At 73.1% G+C, this 14,269-nt stretch carries 16 protein-coding genes, 1 pseudogene and 1 riboswitch; of the genes and pseudogenes, 13 read left to right on the forward strand and 4 right to left on the reverse strand.

The features are described from left to right. Positions 1–3: 3 nt before the first annotated feature. A complete protein-coding gene (locus ACIRGB_RS20560; protein ID WP_403866765.1) occupies positions 4–306 on the reverse strand; it encodes an urease subunit gamma in 303 nt (100 codons plus the stop codon). A 243-nt stretch (positions 307–549) separates the two neighbouring features. Beyond that, the gene (locus tag ACIRGB_RS20565) at positions 550–831 is read right to left on the reverse strand and encodes a type II toxin-antitoxin system Phd/YefM family antitoxin (protein ID WP_403866768.1); all 282 of its coding nucleotides are present in this window, start codon (positions 829–831) and stop codon (positions 550–552) included. A gap of 105 nt (positions 832–936) precedes the next feature. Between ACIRGB_RS20565 and ACIRGB_RS20570 the strand changes: the two genes are divergently transcribed. The 3 genes from ACIRGB_RS20570 to ACIRGB_RS20580 all read left to right on the forward strand — a co-directional run bounded on the left by ACIRGB_RS20570 (position 937) and on the right by ACIRGB_RS20580 (position 2,915). Then, a complete protein-coding gene (locus ACIRGB_RS20570) occupies positions 937–1,572 on the forward strand; it encodes an ATP-dependent Clp protease proteolytic subunit (protein WP_403866771.1) in 636 nt (211 codons plus the stop codon). Between the two features lie 7 nt (positions 1,573–1,579). After that, positions 1,580–1,888 carry a hypothetical protein gene (locus ACIRGB_RS20575; RefSeq protein WP_403866774.1) on the forward strand — a complete coding sequence of 103 codons (309 nt, stop codon included), beginning with the start codon at positions 1,580–1,582 and terminating at the stop codon, positions 1,886–1,888. Positions 1,889–2,215: 327 nt separating this feature from the next. Beyond that, a riboswitch (cyclic di-AMP (ydaO/yuaA leader) is annotated at positions 2,216–2,438 on the forward strand. A gap of 3 nt (positions 2,439–2,441) precedes the next feature. Continuing rightward, complete coding sequence (locus ACIRGB_RS20580; RefSeq protein WP_403866777.1) at positions 2,442–2,915, forward strand: C40 family peptidase; 474 nt, start codon at positions 2,442–2,444, stop codon at positions 2,913–2,915. Here ACIRGB_RS20580 and ACIRGB_RS20585 read toward each other — a convergent pair. Then, positions 2,886–3,398, reverse strand: coding sequence for an ATP-binding protein (locus tag ACIRGB_RS20585; protein WP_403866780.1), 513 nt, complete (start codon positions 3,396–3,398; stop codon positions 2,886–2,888). The two genes, ACIRGB_RS20580 and ACIRGB_RS20585, sit on opposite strands and share 30 nt — an antisense overlap. Before the next feature lie 217 nt (positions 3,399–3,615). Between ACIRGB_RS20585 and ACIRGB_RS20590 the strand changes: the two genes are divergently transcribed. Both ACIRGB_RS20590 and ACIRGB_RS20595 read left to right on the forward strand, forming a co-directional pair. Then, on the forward strand, positions 3,616–4,476 hold the full coding sequence (locus tag ACIRGB_RS20590) for a helix-turn-helix domain-containing protein (RefSeq protein ID WP_403866783.1): 861 nt from the start codon (positions 3,616–3,618) through the stop codon (positions 4,474–4,476). Positions 4,477–4,485: 9 nt separating this feature from the next. Continuing rightward, positions 4,486–4,737 (forward strand): DUF397 domain-containing protein, encoded by a 252-nt coding sequence (locus tag ACIRGB_RS20595; protein ID WP_403866786.1) that lies wholly within the window; start codon positions 4,486–4,488, stop codon positions 4,735–4,737. A gap of 42 nt (positions 4,738–4,779) precedes the next feature. Here the strand turns inward: ACIRGB_RS20595 and ACIRGB_RS20600 are convergent, their stop codons facing one another. Next, positions 4,780–5,907 carry an 8-amino-7-oxononanoate synthase gene (locus tag ACIRGB_RS20600; RefSeq protein ID WP_403866789.1) on the reverse strand — a complete coding sequence of 376 codons (1,128 nt, stop codon included), beginning with the start codon at positions 5,905–5,907 and terminating at the stop codon, positions 4,780–4,782. Between the two features lie 150 nt (positions 5,908–6,057). Between ACIRGB_RS20600 and bioB the strand changes: the two genes are divergently transcribed. The 8 genes and pseudogenes from bioB (at position 6,058) to ACIRGB_RS20640 (ending at position 14,233) form a co-directional block, all read left to right on the forward strand. Next, positions 6,058–7,305, forward strand: coding sequence for a biotin synthase BioB (bioB, locus tag ACIRGB_RS20605; RefSeq protein ID WP_403866792.1), 1,248 nt, complete (start codon positions 6,058–6,060; stop codon positions 7,303–7,305). Continuing rightward, positions 7,298–8,584, forward strand: coding sequence for an adenosylmethionine--8-amino-7-oxononanoate transaminase (locus ACIRGB_RS20610; RefSeq protein WP_403866794.1), 1,287 nt, complete (start codon positions 7,298–7,300; stop codon positions 8,582–8,584). The genes bioB and ACIRGB_RS20610 overlap by 8 nt, the downstream gene beginning before the upstream one ends. A gap of 1 nt (position 8,585) precedes the next feature. Continuing rightward, on the forward strand, positions 8,586–9,302 hold the full coding sequence (gene bioD, locus ACIRGB_RS20615) for a dethiobiotin synthase (protein WP_403866797.1): 717 nt from the start codon (positions 8,586–8,588) through the stop codon (positions 9,300–9,302). Between the two features lie 222 nt (positions 9,303–9,524). Further along, complete coding sequence (locus ACIRGB_RS20620; protein WP_403866799.1) at positions 9,525–10,202, forward strand: class I SAM-dependent methyltransferase; 678 nt, start codon at positions 9,525–9,527, stop codon at positions 10,200–10,202. 138 nt (positions 10,203–10,340) lie between these two features. Then, positions 10,341–11,231 (forward strand): LLM class F420-dependent oxidoreductase, encoded by an 891-nt coding sequence (locus tag ACIRGB_RS20625; protein WP_403866802.1) that lies wholly within the window; start codon positions 10,341–10,343, stop codon positions 11,229–11,231. A gap of 58 nt (positions 11,232–11,289) precedes the next feature. Then, positions 11,290–11,778: pseudogene (locus ACIRGB_RS20630) on the forward strand (GNAT family N-acetyltransferase); the annotation flags it as partial. A 59-nt stretch (positions 11,779–11,837) separates the two neighbouring features. Further along, positions 11,838–13,223, forward strand: a complete 1,386-nt coding sequence (locus ACIRGB_RS20635; RefSeq protein ID WP_403866805.1) for a hemolysin family protein — start codon at positions 11,838–11,840, stop codon at positions 13,221–13,223. Then, positions 13,220–14,233: a hemolysin family protein gene (locus tag ACIRGB_RS20640; RefSeq protein ID WP_403866808.1), complete on the forward strand. Its 1,014-nt coding sequence runs from the start codon at positions 13,220–13,222 to the stop codon at positions 14,231–14,233. Before ACIRGB_RS20635 ends, ACIRGB_RS20640 begins: the two co-directional genes overlap by 4 nt. Positions 14,234–14,269 lie beyond the last annotated feature (36 nt).

Consider the following 14,269-nt stretch of genomic DNA (forward strand, 5'->3'; position numbering starts at 1 on the left):
CCGTCAGACGATCGGCTCGTGGACGGTGACCAGCTTGGTGCCGTCGGGGAAGGTGGCTTCGACCTGCACGTCGTGGATCATTTCGGGGATGCCCTCCATGACCTCGTCCCGCTGGATCAGCTTGCGGCCGGAGGCCATGAGTTCGCCCACGCTGCGCCCGTCCCGGGCGCCTTCGAGGATGTGCGCGGTGATCAGCGCGACGACCTCGGGGTGGTTGAGCTTGACGCCTCGCGCGCGGCGCTTCTCCGCCACGTCCGCGGCCACATGGATGAGCAGTCTCTCCTGCTCGTGCGGGGTCAGTTGCATTTACCACCTCACAGGGGCATCACGCCAGGACCGGACGGTCCGGCTGCCGCGGCCACCGCGACGGCTCTAGATGTAACACACATGAAGCAGCCGGAAATGCACCCGCCGTTCATGAGAAACCGCAGGTGGATCGGGGTGCAGACTAGGGCTAGAGTGTTACGGCCACGTCACCCGGTTTTGACCGATTGATTACCGATGCCGCCGGTGGCCTCCCGCATGCCCGCGCCCGGACGCGTGGCCGCCCTAGGAGGGGTTCGGCCCCCGGTGCTCCGCGGCGATGCCGAAGCGGTGGTGCTCGCCGGGTGTCGCGGTGGCCGGATCGTGGACCGCGGCGACCGAGGTGATCACCTGGCCGCCCGGGGACCGCTGGGCCTCTTCCAGCCGCTCCAGGTCGGAGGCGGAGACGAGGGCGACGAGAGGCTTGCCGTGCCGCGTCACGACGACGCGCTCGCCGCCGTACACCACCCGGTTGATCAGGTCGGCGAGTTCAGCCCTGGCTTGCGTCACCGGAATCTCGTAGGCCATGACTCCAGCTTACGGTTTCGCCCGAATCCACTCCCAGAAAGCGTACGTCCTGTACATTTTTTACGGAGACAGCGCCGCCGGCTCTGCCACGAGGAGGGGTTCGTCATGACCCGACCGTCCGCCCGCCACGTCCTGCCCGAGTTCACCGAACGCACGAGTTCCGGGACCCGGACGTCGGACCCGTACTCCAGGCTGCTCCAGGAGCGGATCGTCTTCCTCGGGACACCGGTGGACGAGACCTCCGCGAACGACGTGATGGCGCAGTTCATGTACCTGGAGCACCAGGCGCCGGACCGGGACATCGAGCTCTACGTCAACTCGCCCGGCGGCTCCTTCACCGCCATGACGGCGATCTACGACACGATGCGCTACGTCGCCTGCGACGTGGCGACGACCTGCCTCGGGCAGGCCGGTTCGTCCGCCGCGGTGCTGCTGGCGGCGGGCACCCCCGGCAAGCGCTCCGTCCTGCCGGGCGCCCGAATGGTGCTCCACCAGCCGGCGCTCACCGAACCGGTGCAGGGGCAGGCGAGCGACCTGGCCGTCCACGCCGACGAGTTGGTCCGCGTCCGCGCCCGCCTGGAGGAGATCCTCGTACGGCACACGGGCCGCAGTCCCGAGCAGGTGAGCGCGGACCTCGAGCGGGAAACGGTCCTCGACGCCCGACAGGCGCTGGAGTACGGCCTGGTGGACCGGATCGTCCCCGGCCGCAGGACCCCGCCCGCCTCGCCCGGCGCGAGGTGATCCGCCGGTGCTGCCACCCGAGTTGCCCCCGCTGCCGGCCCTGACCCGCGCCGAGGCCGAGGTCGTCGACGGCTATCTGGACGTCGTCGATCTGCTCGGGCGCATCAACCCCGGGCGGGACGGCGACACCTACGGCGCCCTGCGCGCCGCCCAGGCACTGGTCGGCAAGGCGGTGGCGCTGCGTGACGCGCTGGCGCTGATGCACCGGCGCGGCGAGACGGAGGTGCACGCCGCCACCCTGGCCCGGGCGCTGCGGGTGCTGGACGGAGAGCGCCGGACGGCGCGGGTCGGCCTCCCGCCGCCTTCCGGGAAGTGAGAAAGCCCGGTCGGCTGCGGCCCGGCGCCGGGTCGATGCGGCAGCGGGCCGAAACGGACCAAACGGCGTACCCCCTTTCGGCGTAGGGACACCGCCGATTGATGACCGGCCGGACTTGCGGCGCCCCGCGCCCGGCCGGTGCGACGCGCCACTCCGCCGCTGGTCCCGGGGCCGTCACCGGGCCCGGCGGCACGTCGAACACGGAGTGGCGACCCGAACGGGTGAGTGGGGTGTAACAACACAAAGGGCACGTTCCGTTGGGATTTTCTCCTCGCGGGGGACAAGATCCGTGACTGACGACAAGCCCCCGCCGCAGCGGCGGGGCGGTCCGGGCGGACGCCGAGTCCTGCCGCCGTCCGGACGACCGGTCGCGAGGGAAGTGGATCGGCAGGAGTGGAGGACCCGAGCACGACGGGTCGCCGGCACGGCCGCCTTTGCGAGAGGTGCCGGGCCGAGCGGTCCTTGGGGTGAAGCCGCACTCGTGCGGCCGGGCAACTTCGCCAGCCCGAATCCGACAGGTCATCCTTCACAGGCGGCTGACGAAGGGTTGCGCATGTCCGCGCTCAATCGTGTCCCGTCGCTGATGGCTCGTGCCGGTACGGCCTCGGCCCTCACCCTCGCCGCCGTGGGCGGCTCCGTCGTGGTCCCCGGTGCCGCCTCCGAGGCGGCCGCGGCGAGCCATGCGACCAAGGCCCTCAGGATCGCCGCTTCCAAACAGGGTTCCCCGTACCGCTGGGGCGCCATCGGCCCCCACCGGTTCGACTGCTCCGGCCTGACGCTGTACTCGTTCAAGAAGGCCGGCAAGAAGCTGCCACGCACCGCGGCGCAGCAGTACAACAAGACCCGCCACATCTCCGCCAAGCACCGCAAGGTCGGCGACCTCGTGTTCTTCCACTCCGGCCGGAGCGTCTACCACGTGGGTATCTACGCCGGGAAGGGCAGGCTCTGGCACGCTCCGAAGACCGGGGACGTGGTGCGGTTGCAGAAGATCTGGACGTCAGGCGTCTGGTACGGCCGGGTCAAGTAGCCCGCCCGCGGGAGTGACGGCGTTCTGCCCGGCCGTCACTCCCGCGGGTGCCGCCGGCCCGCTCGGGGGTGTCCAGGGCAGTTCGATGGAGACGGTCTTGCCCCCCTCGCGCGTGGGCCGGACCCGCAGCCTGCCGCCGCACTCGGCGGTCAGCCAGCGGATGATCACCATGCCCCGCCCGTTGTCCTGCTGGACGGCGGCGGGCAGCCGCTTGGGGAAGCGCGGATGGCTGTCGGTGACGCCGAGCCGCAACCGCTCGTCGTCGTCGAGGACGAGGTCCACCGTGAAGGTCGGCGACTGCCCGAACGTGTGCTGGACCGCGTTGGTCGCCAGTTCGGAGACGATGAGCCGCACGGTCTCGGACAACTCGGCGTCGCCCGGCAGCCCCCATTCCGCCAGGGTGCCGACCACATAGGTCCGCGCGGCGGCCACCGAGGCGGGATCGCTCGGCAGAGTGACGGATGCTTCCAGATGGTCTGCCATGGCGACGTCGTCCCTTTCTCACGGGACCGCAGGCCCGACACGGAGTGGATGGTTCGAGTACGGTCCCGGACTGGTGCTTCGCCGCCAGACTGCCATCACCTGACCCGTGAAGGGCGGCGATCCACCAAGATATGCATATATCTGTCGCTCGAAGCGGTGAACTCTGCGACGGCAGAGCGTATTTGGGCGGCGCATAAGGAGTAGGGGGAGTTGTCCCATGCAGCACGGTCCCGTGGTGCGCCGCCGGAAGCTGGGCGCGGAACTGCGCGCCCTGCGCATGGCGGCGGGCATCACCAGCGGCGAGGCCGCCCGGCTCGCGGGCTGGCACCAGTCGAAGGTCAGCCGGATCGAGACGGGGACGAGCGGGGTGAAACCGGCCGACGTGCGGTTACTGCTCGACGTCTACGGCGTGGACGACGAGCAGCTGCGGGGGCTGCTGGTGATGCTGGCGCGCTCCGAGGACGCGGGGGGACGCCACCACTGGTGGCACGCGTACCGCGGGGTGCTGCCACCGACCTACCGCGACTTCATCAGCCTGGAGTCGCAGGCCGGCGCGATGCGCACCCTGGAGACCACGGTGGTGCCCGGCCTGCTCCAGACGCCGGAGTACGCCCGCGCGGTGACGCGGGCCGCGGTGGACGGCATGCCGGCGGAACGGCTGGAGACGCTGGTGGAGGTCCGGCTGGCCCGGCAGGACGTGCTGCGCCGCGAGCCGCCCCTGGAGCTGACCGCGGTCCTGGACGAGGCGGTGCTGCGCCGGGAGGTGGGCGGGCCCGGGGTGATGGCCCGTCAACTGGAGCGACTGGTCGAGGCCGCTCGGCTCCCCCATGTCCGGCTCCAGGTCCTGCCGTTTGCCGCCGGGGCGCATATCGGCGTCACCGGCCCTTTCGTAATCTTCTCCTTTTCGAGCACTTCTGATCTGGACGTGGTTGTTCTCGACCACTTGACGAGTAGCCTGCACCTCGAACGGAAAGAAGACCTAGAGGCCTATACCGAGGCCTTCAACGCCCTTCTGATCCATGCCCTTTCGCCCGAGGACTCGTTGGACTTCATCGCCGCGACCGCGGCAGGCGCGTAAGGAGGCACCATGTCAGGCTTCATGTCCGAACGTTCCGAACGTCCTCGGAACATCCCTGTCAGCACCGATCTGACCGGTGTGCGGTGGCTGCGCAGCAGCTACAGCACCGGAGCGAACAACTGCGTGGAGACGGCCCGTCCGTCGGCCGGCCGCTGGGCCGGGCTGCTCGCCGTGCGCGACTCCAAGGACCCGGCCGGACCCGCCCTGCTCTTCTCCCCCGGGAGCTGGACGGCGTTCACCACCCGCGTCCACCGGGACTGACCCGGGCGGTCTCCGGACGGCACACGGCCGTGTCCCGCCGACTCATGGCCGCGTGTCGCCGATCACCCGTACAGCGCGTTCGATCTGATCCCCGGAGAGGTCCCCCCGAGCGGTCAGCCTGAGCCGTGAGATGCCGTCGGGCACCGAAGGAGGGCGGAAGCAGCCCACGGCCAGGCCGGCCGCCCGGCAGTCGGCCGCCCACCGCACCGCCCCCTCCGGGGAGGGCGCGCGCACCGAGACGACCGCGGCGTCCGGACGGACCGCGTCCAGACCCGCGGCGGTCAGGCGCGCGTGCAGCTCGGCGGCGACGGAACGGGCCCGCGCGGCCCGCTCCGGCTCGCGGCCCAGCAGCCTGAGCGCCGCCAGGGCCGCCCCCGCCGCCGCGGGGGCCAGTCCGGTGTCGAAGATGAACGTACGGGCCGCGTTGACCAGGTGGTCGATCACCCGGGCGGGGCCCAGCACGGCGCCGCCCTGCGCGCCCAGCGACTTGGACAGCGTGACGGTCACGACGACGTCGTCGCGGCCCGCGAGACCCGCGCCGTGCGGGGCGCCCCGGCCCCCGTCACCGAGGACGCCGAGGCCGTGGGCGTCGTCGACGACCAGTCCGGCCCCGTGCGCCCGGCACGCGTCGGCGAGTGCGGCCAGCGGCGCGGCGTCGCCGTCCACCGAGAAGACCGTGTCGGACACCGCGACGGCGGGTCCGTCGTGCGTCGCCAGTGCCTTGCGCACGGCGTCCGGGTCGGCGTGCCCCACGACCTGGGTGGTGCCGCGGGCGAGCCGGCACCCGTCGATCAGCGAGGCGTGGTTGCCCGCGTCGGAGACGACGAGGCTGCCGTGCGGGGCCAGCGCGGTGACCGCGGCGAGGTTGGCCGCGTAGCCGGAGGAGAAGACGAGCGCGGCCTCGAACCCGCAGAAATCGGCCAGTTCGCGTTCAAGTTCGGCGTGCAGCGCGGTCGTGCCGGTCACCAGCCGCGAGCCGGTCGCGCCGCCGCCCCAGGTCCGCGCGGCCGCGGCCGCCCCCTCGACGACCTCCGGGTGCCGGGCCAGTCCCAGGTAGTCGTTGCTCGCCAGGTCCAGCAGCGGCGACACCGCCGGGCGGGGACGCAGCACCCGGACGAGTCCGGCCTCGCGGCGCGCCCGGTCCTGCTCGTCGATCCAGCCGAACGCCATGGGGCGGCCCTCCGGTGTTTTGTAGGCAATGAACAGACATTAGCGGTCCGGCCACCCCCGCGAGGTGTGGCGATACCCACACGTCGATCTGTCAGTGTTGTGCGAAGTCTCCTTGGCCGCGGGCGGCCCCTTAGGACAGGATCGGCTCTCATGGATCTGCTGAACACGCTGGTGGACAAGGGGCTTCGGCGCGAGTCGCCGACCCGCGAGGAGGCGCTCGCCGTCCTCGCCACTTCCGACGACGACGTGCTCGACGTGGTGGCCGCGGCCGGAAAGGTGCGCCGCCACTGGTTCGGCCGACGGGTGAAACTCAACTACCTCGTCAACCTCAAATCGGGCCTGTGTCCCGAGGACTGCTCCTACTGCTCGCAGCGGCTGGGCTCCAAGGCGGAGATCCTCAAGTACACCTGGCTCAAACCCGACCAGGCCTCGGCGGCCGCCGCGGCGGGCGTGTCCGGGGGTGCCAAGCGGGTGTGCCTGGTGGCCAGCGGACGCGGTCCGACCGACCGGGACGTGGACCGGGTCTCGGACACCATCAAGGCCATCAAGGAGCAGAACGAGTCGGTCGAGGTGTGCGCCTGCCTGGGGCTGCTCTCGGACGGCCAGGCGGAGCGGCTGCGGGAGGCCGGTGCCGACGCCTACAACCACAACCTCAACACCTCCGAGTCGACGTACGGCGACATCACGACCACGCACACGTACGCCGACCGGGTGGACACGGTGAACAAGGCGCACGCCGCCGGGCTGTCCGCCTGCTCGGGTCTCATCGCGGGCATGGGAGAGAGCGACGAGGACCTGGTCGACGTGGTCTTCTCGCTGCGCGAGCTGGACCCGGACTCGGTGCCGGTCAACTTCCTGATCCCGATGGAGGGCACGCCGCTCGCCAAGGAGTGGCACCTCACCCCGCAGCGGTGCCTGCGCATCCTGGCGATGACGCGGTTCGTCTGCCCGGACGTCGAGGTGCGCATCGCCGGCGGACGCGAGGTGCACCTGCGCACGATGCAGCCGCTCGCCCTGCACCTGGCCAACTCGATCTTCCTCGGCGACTACCTCACCAGCGAGGGCCAGGCGGGCCACGCCGACCTGGAGATGATCGCGGACGCCGGCTTCGAGGTGGAGGGCGCCGGGGAGGTCACCCTGCCGGAGCACCGCGCGACCGCCCGGAGCGGCGGCTGCGGCTCGCACGAGGACGGCGGCGGCTGCGGTGCGCACGAGGACGGCGGCGGCGCCCGGGGCTGCGGCTCGCACGCGGGCGGCGGGGTGTGCGCCCCGGCGCCCACCGCCGCCCCGGCGCCCGCCGCCGCGCCGGCCTCGCCGCGCCCCGCCGAGGAGCCCCGTACGGACCTGGTGGCGGTACGCCGTCGCGGCGCCGGGACGGATCTCGCGCCCAATGCCTGAGTCCGCGTCGAACGTCGCCGAGCTGCTCGCGCTGGACCGGCGGCACGTATGGCACCCGTACGGGCCCATGCCCGGCCGGCAGGACCCGCTGGTCGTGGAGTCGGCGAGCGGGGTCCGGCTGCGGCCGGCCGACGGCTCCGGGGAACTGGTCGACGGGATGTCGTCCTGGTGGTCGGCGATCCACGGCTACAACCACCCGGTGCTGAACGAGGCCGCGCGCGAGCAGCTGGAGCGGATGAGCCACGTGATGTTCGGCGGGCTCACGCACGAGCCCGCCGTGCGGCTGGCGAAGCTCCTTGTCGACATGTCGCCCGAGGGCCTGGAGCACGTGTTCCTCGCCGACTCCGGGTCGGTGTCGGTCGAGGTCGCCGTGAAGATGTGCCTCCAGTACTGGCGTTCCCTCGGCCGCCCCGGCAAGCGCCGCCTGCTCACCTGGCGCGGCGGCTACCACGGCGACACCTGGCAGCCCATGTCGGTGTGCGACCCGGAGGGCGGGATGCACGAGCTGTGGTCGGGCGCCCTGCCGCGCCAGGTCTTCGCGGACGCGCCGCCGCAGGAGTACGAGGAGACGTACGCCGACCATCTGCGGGCGCTGATCGAGCGGCACGCCGACGAACTGGCCGCGGTGATCGTGGAGCCGGTGGTACAGGGAGCGGGCGGGATGCGCTTCCACTCCCCTACGTACCTGCGCGTGCTGCGCGAGGCGTGCGACGCGCACGGCGTGCTGCTGGTGTTCGACGAGATCGCCACCGGGTTCGGGCGCACGGGCGCGTTGTTCGCGGCGGAGCACGCGGCCGTGACACCGGACGTGATGTGTGTGGGCAAGGCGCTGACCGGCGGTTATCTGACGATGGCGGCCACGCTGTGCACCTCGCGGGTGGCCGACGGCATCTCGCGGGGCGAGGTGCCGGTGCTGGCCCACGGGCCGACGTTCATGGGCAATCCACTGGCGGCGGCCGTGGCGTGCGCGTCGATCGGACTGCTGCTCGGCCAGGACTGGCTCGCGGAGGTGAAACGCATCGAGACGGGCCTGCGCGAGGGGCTCGCGCCCGCCGCCGGGCTGCCGGGTGTGCGCGACGTACGGGTGCTCGGCGCGATCGGGGTGGTCCAGCTCGACCACGCCGTCGACATGCGGGCGGCGACGGAGGCCGCCGTGCGCGAGGGCGTGTGGCTGCGTCCGTTCCGCGACCTGGTCTACACCATGCCGCCGTACGTCACGGGCGACGCGGACGTGGCTCGCATCGCGCGCGCGGTGTGCGCGGCGGCGAAGGAGGGATGACATGCCGGTACTGGTGATCACGGGCACGGGCACGGAGGTCGGCAAGACGGTCGTGACCGCCGCCGTCGCCGCGACGGCCCTGGCGGGCGGCCGGTCGGTGGCCGTACTGAAGGCCGCGCAGACGGGCGTGGGTCCGGACGAGGCCGGGGACGCCGCGGAGGTGGCGCGGCTCGCGGGTGAGGTGACGGCCACCGAAGTGGCGCGGTTCCCCGAGCCGTTGGCGCCGGGCACGGCCGCGCGCCGGGCCGGGCGGGCCCCGGTGCACCCCGGCGAGATCGCCGAGGCGGCGGCCAAGCTGGCCACCGAGCACGATCTGGTGCTGGTCGAGGGCGCGGGCGGACTGCTCGTACGCTTCGACGCGGCCGGCGGCACGCTGGCGGACGTCGCCGGTCTCCTGGGCGCGCCGGTGCTGGTGGTGACGTCGGCGGGGCTGGGCACGCTGAACACCACGGAGCTGACGGCGCGCGAGCTGCGGTCCCGGGGCCTGGAGCTGTCGGGGCTGGTGATCGGCAGCTGGCCCGGGACCCCGGACCTCGCCGCCCGCTGCAACCTCGCGGACCTTCCGGACGTGTCCGGCGCCCCCCTCCTCGGCGCCGTGCCCGCCGGAGCGGGGGCCCTCGCCCCGGCCGCCTTCCGCTCGACGGCGCCCCACTGGCTGGCGCCCTCGCTGGACGGCACCTGGGACGCGACCGCGTTCTGCACCCGCGAGGCACCCTGACCGGGGCGCGTTTCGCGTCTCGCACCGGTCCCGGACGCGGTGGCCCCGACCCGGCGCCCGGGGCGCGGACGCGTTCGCCCGTGACCGTGGCCGTGTCGGGCCCCCGGGCCCTGGTCCTTGGGCCCGACGGGGGACTCGCCGAGGGAGTCGGTCGTGCGGTGGGTGCGGGGTGGCCGTGCGGGGGACAATCGCGGTAAGGCGCCGCCTCGTGAGGGAGGTCCCATGCCGCAGCGATCCGCCCGTGCCCGCGGGGTACCCCGCGACACCGTGCACCATCCGCTGTTCGCCCGCTGCTACGCCCGGTTCAGTGTGGGCGCCGAGACCCGGATGGGCATGGCCCGCGTACGCCGACGGCTGCTCGCCGGACTGTCCGGACGGGTGATCGAGGTCGGCGCGGGCAACGGGCTGAACTTCTCGCACTATCCGGGCACCGTCTCCGAGGTCGTCGCCATCGAACCGGAGCGCGTACTGCGGAAGTTGGCGGTGGAGGCGGCGCTGCGCGCCCAGGTGCCGGTGGACGTGGCGCCGGGCGCGGCGGAGGCCCTGCCGGTCAAGAGCGAGGGCTTCGACGCGGCCGTGGTCTCGCTGGTGCTGTGCAGCGTCCGGGACGTGCCACGGGCGCTCGCGGAGCTGCGGCGGGTGCTGCGCCCCGGCGGACAGGTGCGGTTCTTCGAGCACGGGCGGGGCGGCGGGCGGATGATGACCTTCACCCAGCACGCGCTGGACCGGACGCTGTGGCCTCCCCTGTCCGGCGGCTGCCACCTCTCCCGCGAACCGGTGGCCGCGCTGCGGGAGGCCGGGTTCACGCTCGGGCCGTACCGGCGGGTGATGATGCCGGAGAACGGGCCGGCCCTGCCGAGTTCGTACTGCGTCCTGGGCACCGCCTGGCGACCGTCCTGAACCGCGGCGCGGGGTGCCGTGGACGGGCGTTCGCACCTCTCGGCCCGACAGCGGCGGGTCCGGGCGGTGTCTTCCTGTCCCGGGCCGGCGGGTGATTGACTCACCGTGCCCGGAAGTCCCCCGTGCGTAGGAGAGTTCATGTCGCGTCCCTTCCGCTTCGGCGTCAACCTGATGAGCGCCGCCCCGGCCGACGAGTGGGACGCCAAGTGCCGGCGGGCCGAGGAACTCGGCTACGACGTGATCCTGGTACCGGACCACCTCGGCATGCCGGCGCCGTTCCCGGCCCTGGTCGCCGCGGCCCGGGCCACCGAACGGCCCCGGCTGGGCACGTTCGTGCTCAACGCGGGCTTCTGGAACCCCGCGCTGCTGGCCCGGGAGGTGGCGACCACCGACGCCCTGACCGGCGGGCGCCTGGAACTCGGGCTCGGCACCGGCTACGTCCGCGCGGAGCACGACACCGCCGGGCTGGCCTTCGGCTCACCGGGCGAGCGGGTGGACCACCTGCGGCGCACCGTCGAGGAGCTGGAGCGGCTGCTCGGTGACGAGGAGTACCTGCCCCGGCCCGTGCAGCGGCCCGGGGTTCCGCTGCTGATCGGTGCGAACGGCGACCGGATGCTGGAGCTGACCGCCCGGCACGCCGACATCGCCGCGTTCACCGGCGGGCGCACCGTGCAGGGAAGCACGACGGGACGGCTGGCGCCGATCACCGCCGAGGAGCTCGACGAGCGCGTCGCCCGGTACCGGAAGCTGGCGGCCGGCCGCACGGAACCGGCGGAGCTGAACCTGCTCATCCAGCTGGTGGCCGTCACGGAGGACCGTGAGTCCGCCATCCGGCCCTACCTGGAGCGCATTCCCCACCTCACCCCGGACCAGGTGCTGGAGCTGCCCATCCTCCTGGCCGGGACCCTGGAGCAGATCACGGCGCAGGTGCGGGCGCAGCGCGAGCGGTACGGCTTCACCTATCTGACGGTGCTGGAGCCGTTCATGGAGGCCTTCGCGCCGGTCCTGCGGGCCCTGCGCGAGGACTGACCCCCCACCCGGTGCCGCGCCGTCCGCATGCCGGAATCACCGCACGGGGGCCCGGCGCGCGTGGTGGGATCGCGGCATGACTGATCTGCGCATACGGGCCGCGCGGCCCGAGGACCTGGACGCCGTGCTGGCCTTCTGGAAGACGGCCGCCGAGGGGACCAGCATCAGCGACGACCGGGAGGGCGTGGAGCGCCTGGTGGCGCGCGACCCGGAGGCACTGCTCCTGGCCGAGCGCGACGGGGAGCTGGTGGGCACGGTGATCGCGGGCTTCGACGGCTGGCGCTGTCACCTGTACCGGCTGGCGGTGCACCCGGACCACCGGCGCCGGGGCATCGGCACGGCCCTGCTCGCCGCGGCCGACGAGCGGTTCGTCCGGCTCGGCGGGCGCCGCGGGGACGCGATGGTGCTGGTGCGCAACGAGCGGGCCCAGCATGCCTGGCGGGCCGCCGGGTACGAGCCGCAGGAGCAGTGGCGGCGCTGGGTGAAGCACCTCACCGACCGAGGTGGGGCACCGCACCGGCCGAGCGGCCGCGGAGTGAAAGGTTGAAGGCTTGAACAGCGGGCGAACCTCCGAGTCCTGGCCGATCATGGTTCCGAGGTGACCCGATGACCGAAGTGCTCCTGCTGCTGGTGGCGATCCTGCTCTCGCTCGCGTGCGGCGCGTTCGTCGCGGCCGAGTTCTCGCTGACCACCGTCGAACGGGGCGAGCTGGAACGGGCCGCGGCGCGCGGTGAGCGGGGCGCGGCGAGCGCCCTCAAGGGCGTGCGGAACCTGACCTTCCAGCTCTCCGGCGCGCAGCTCGGCATCACGGTCACCAACCTGGTGGTCGGCATGCTCGCCGAGCCGTCGGTCGCGGCGCTGATCACGGGGCCGCTGGCGGACCTGGGCGTGTCGCGTTCGGCGGCGTCCTCACTGGCGCTGGTGCTGGGCACGGCCCTGTCGACGGTGTTCCTGATGATCGTCGGCGAGCTGGTGCCGAAGAACTGGGCGATCTCCTCGCCGCTGACCGTGGCCAAGCGGGTGGGCGGCCCGCAACGCTGGTTCAGCGCCGTGTTCCGGCCCTTCATCACGCACCTGAACAACACCGCCAACCGCGTCGTGCGCCGCTTCGGAGTGGAGCCCGCCGAGGAGCTGGCGTCCGCGCGCGGCCCGCAGGAGCTGGCGGCGCTCGCCCGGCACTCCGCCAAGGAGGGCGCGCTGGAGCCCGACACCGCCGAGCTGTTCGTGCGCACCCTGAACCTGGCCGACCTGACGGCGCAGCAGGTGATGACCCCGCGCGTCCAGGTGGTGGCCCTCGACGCCCGGGCGACGTGCGAGGACGTGGCGAACGCGACGCGGGCGACCGGGCTGTCCCGGTTCCCGGTCTACCGGGACAGCCTCGACGCCGTGGTCGGGACGGCGCACGTCAAGGACGTCCTCGCGGTGCCCGCCGAGCGGCGGCCCGGGATGCCGGTCGCCGACCTGATGCGCGAGCCGCTGCTCGTCCCCGAGTCACTGACCGTGGACCGGCTCCTGGACCGGCTCTCCGGGCGGCGCACGATGGCCGTGGTGATCGACGAGTACGGGGGTACGGCGGGCGTGGCCACGCTGGAGGACATCGTCGAGGAGGTCGTCGGCCAGGTGCGGGACGAGCACGACCCGCACGAGACGCCCGACCTGGACCCGGCCGGCACGGACGAGGCGGGGCACGCGCTGTACTGGGCCGACGGTTCGGCGCGCGTGGACCGGCTCGAGCGGCTGGGGCTGCGGGTGCCCGAGGGCCCGTACGAGACGGTCGCGGGGCTGGTCGCGGCCGGTCTCGGGCGCATCCCCGCCGTCGGCGACAGCCTCGATGTCGCCGGCTGGCGGCTGGACGTCGTGGACGCCACGGGGCGCCGGGCCGCCCGGGTGCTGATGCACGCTCCACTGAACGACGCGGGCGGCAGGGCCGGCGGGCCGGCCGCCGGTTCCGGCGCCGACGCGGACGCCGACGAAGGGGAGGCCGGACGGTGACCGCCGTACAGCTGCTGATCGGTCTGGCGACCCTGGTCGTCAACGCGTTCTTCGTGGGCGCCGAGTTCGCGCTGATCTCCGTGCGCCGCAGCCAGGTGGAGCCGTACGCCGAGGAGGGCGACGCCCGGGCGAAGCGGGTGCTGTGGGGCCTCGAGCACGTGTCGGCGCTGCTGGCGGCGGCACAGCTGGGCATCACGCTGTGCACGCTGGTCCTCGGTGTGGTGGCGGAACCGGCGATCGCCCATCTGCTGGAGCCGGTGTTCCACGCGGTGGGCGTGCCGTCGGGCGCCGGGCACGCGGTGTCGTTCGTGATCGCCCTGGCGCTGGCGACGTATCTGCACATGCTGCTCGGCGAGATGGTGCCGAAGAACATCGCGCTGGCCGAGCCGGTGCGCAGCGCGCTGCTCCTCGGGCCGCCGCTGGTGGCGCTGTCCCGGGCACTGCGTCCGGTGATCTTCACGATCAACGCCCTGGCCAACGGGCTGCTCAAGCTGCTCAGGGTCGAGGCCAAGGACGAGGTGGCGGCGACGTTCACGGACGCGGAGCTGGCGGAGATCGTCAAGGACGCCGGTGAGGCCGGGCTGATCGACGACCGGGCCAGGGAGCGGCTGCACGACGCCCTGGAGCTGGGCCGCCGGCCGGTGCGGGACGTGGTGCTGCCGCTGGAACGCGTCGTCCACGCGCGCGTGGGCATCACCCCGGAGCAGTTGGAGCGCCTCTCGGCGCAGTCGGGGTTCTCCCGCTTCCCCGTGGTGGACGACGGGCGGCGGATCGTCGGGTACCTGCACGTGAAGGACGCCCTGGACGCCTCACCGCGGGATCTGCCGTTCCGCCTGCGGGACATGCGCCCCATCGCCCGGGTGCGCGAGCGGACCCCGCTGGACGACGTACTCACCGCCATGCGGCGCAGCCGTACGCACCTGGCGGCGGTCCTCGGGTCCGACGGGCGGCTGGCGGGGCTGGTGACCATGGAGGACGTCCTGCGGGAGCTGTTCGGGCAACGGGCGTGAGCCCGCCGCGCCGCGCGCCCGCGGGCCGGTGCCGTG

This window comes from Streptomyces sp. NPDC102490, assembly GCF_044765285.1.
In the GTDB taxonomy this organism is placed as follows: domain Bacteria; phylum Actinomycetota; class Actinomycetes; order Streptomycetales; family Streptomycetaceae; genus Streptomyces.

What these genes read in the sequence shown, in the direction of transcription:
- ACIRGB_RS20595 (WP_403866786.1), top strand. Translation starts at nt 4,486, where the DNA reads ATGTCAGGCTTCATGTCCGAACGTTCCGAACGTCCTCGGAACATCCCT.
- ACIRGB_RS20635 (WP_403866805.1), top strand. Translation starts at nt 11,838, where the DNA reads ATGACCGAAGTGCTCCTGCTGCTGGTGGCGATCCTGCTCTCGCTCGCG.
- ACIRGB_RS20610 (WP_403866794.1), top strand. Translation starts at nt 7,298, where the DNA reads ATGCCTGAGTCCGCGTCGAACGTCGCCGAGCTGCTCGCGCTGGACCGG.
- ACIRGB_RS20600 (WP_403866789.1), bottom strand. Translation starts at nt 5,907, where the DNA reads ATGGCGTTCGGCTGGATCGACGAGCAGGACCGGGCGCGCCGCGAGGCC.
- ACIRGB_RS20620 (WP_403866799.1), top strand. Translation starts at nt 9,525, where the DNA reads ATGCCGCAGCGATCCGCCCGTGCCCGCGGGGTACCCCGCGACACCGTG.
- bioB (WP_403866792.1), top strand. Translation starts at nt 6,058, where the DNA reads ATGGATCTGCTGAACACGCTGGTGGACAAGGGGCTTCGGCGCGAGTCG.
- ACIRGB_RS20585 (WP_403866780.1), bottom strand. Translation starts at nt 3,398, where the DNA reads ATGGCAGACCATCTGGAAGCATCCGTCACTCTGCCGAGCGATCCCGCC.
- ACIRGB_RS20570 (WP_403866771.1), top strand. Translation starts at nt 937, where the DNA reads ATGACCCGACCGTCCGCCCGCCACGTCCTGCCCGAGTTCACCGAACGC.
- ACIRGB_RS20565 (WP_403866768.1), bottom strand. Translation starts at nt 831, where the DNA reads ATGGCCTACGAGATTCCGGTGACGCAAGCCAGGGCTGAACTCGCCGAC.
- ACIRGB_RS20580 (WP_403866777.1), top strand. Translation starts at nt 2,442, where the DNA reads ATGTCCGCGCTCAATCGTGTCCCGTCGCTGATGGCTCGTGCCGGTACG.
- ACIRGB_RS20625 (WP_403866802.1), top strand. Translation starts at nt 10,341, where the DNA reads ATGTCGCGTCCCTTCCGCTTCGGCGTCAACCTGATGAGCGCCGCCCCG.
- ACIRGB_RS20560 (WP_403866765.1), bottom strand. Translation starts at nt 306, where the DNA reads ATGCAACTGACCCCGCACGAGCAGGAGAGACTGCTCATCCATGTGGCC.
- bioD (WP_403866797.1), top strand. Translation starts at nt 8,586, where the DNA reads ATGCCGGTACTGGTGATCACGGGCACGGGCACGGAGGTCGGCAAGACG.
- ACIRGB_RS20590 (WP_403866783.1), top strand. Translation starts at nt 3,616, where the DNA reads ATGCAGCACGGTCCCGTGGTGCGCCGCCGGAAGCTGGGCGCGGAACTG.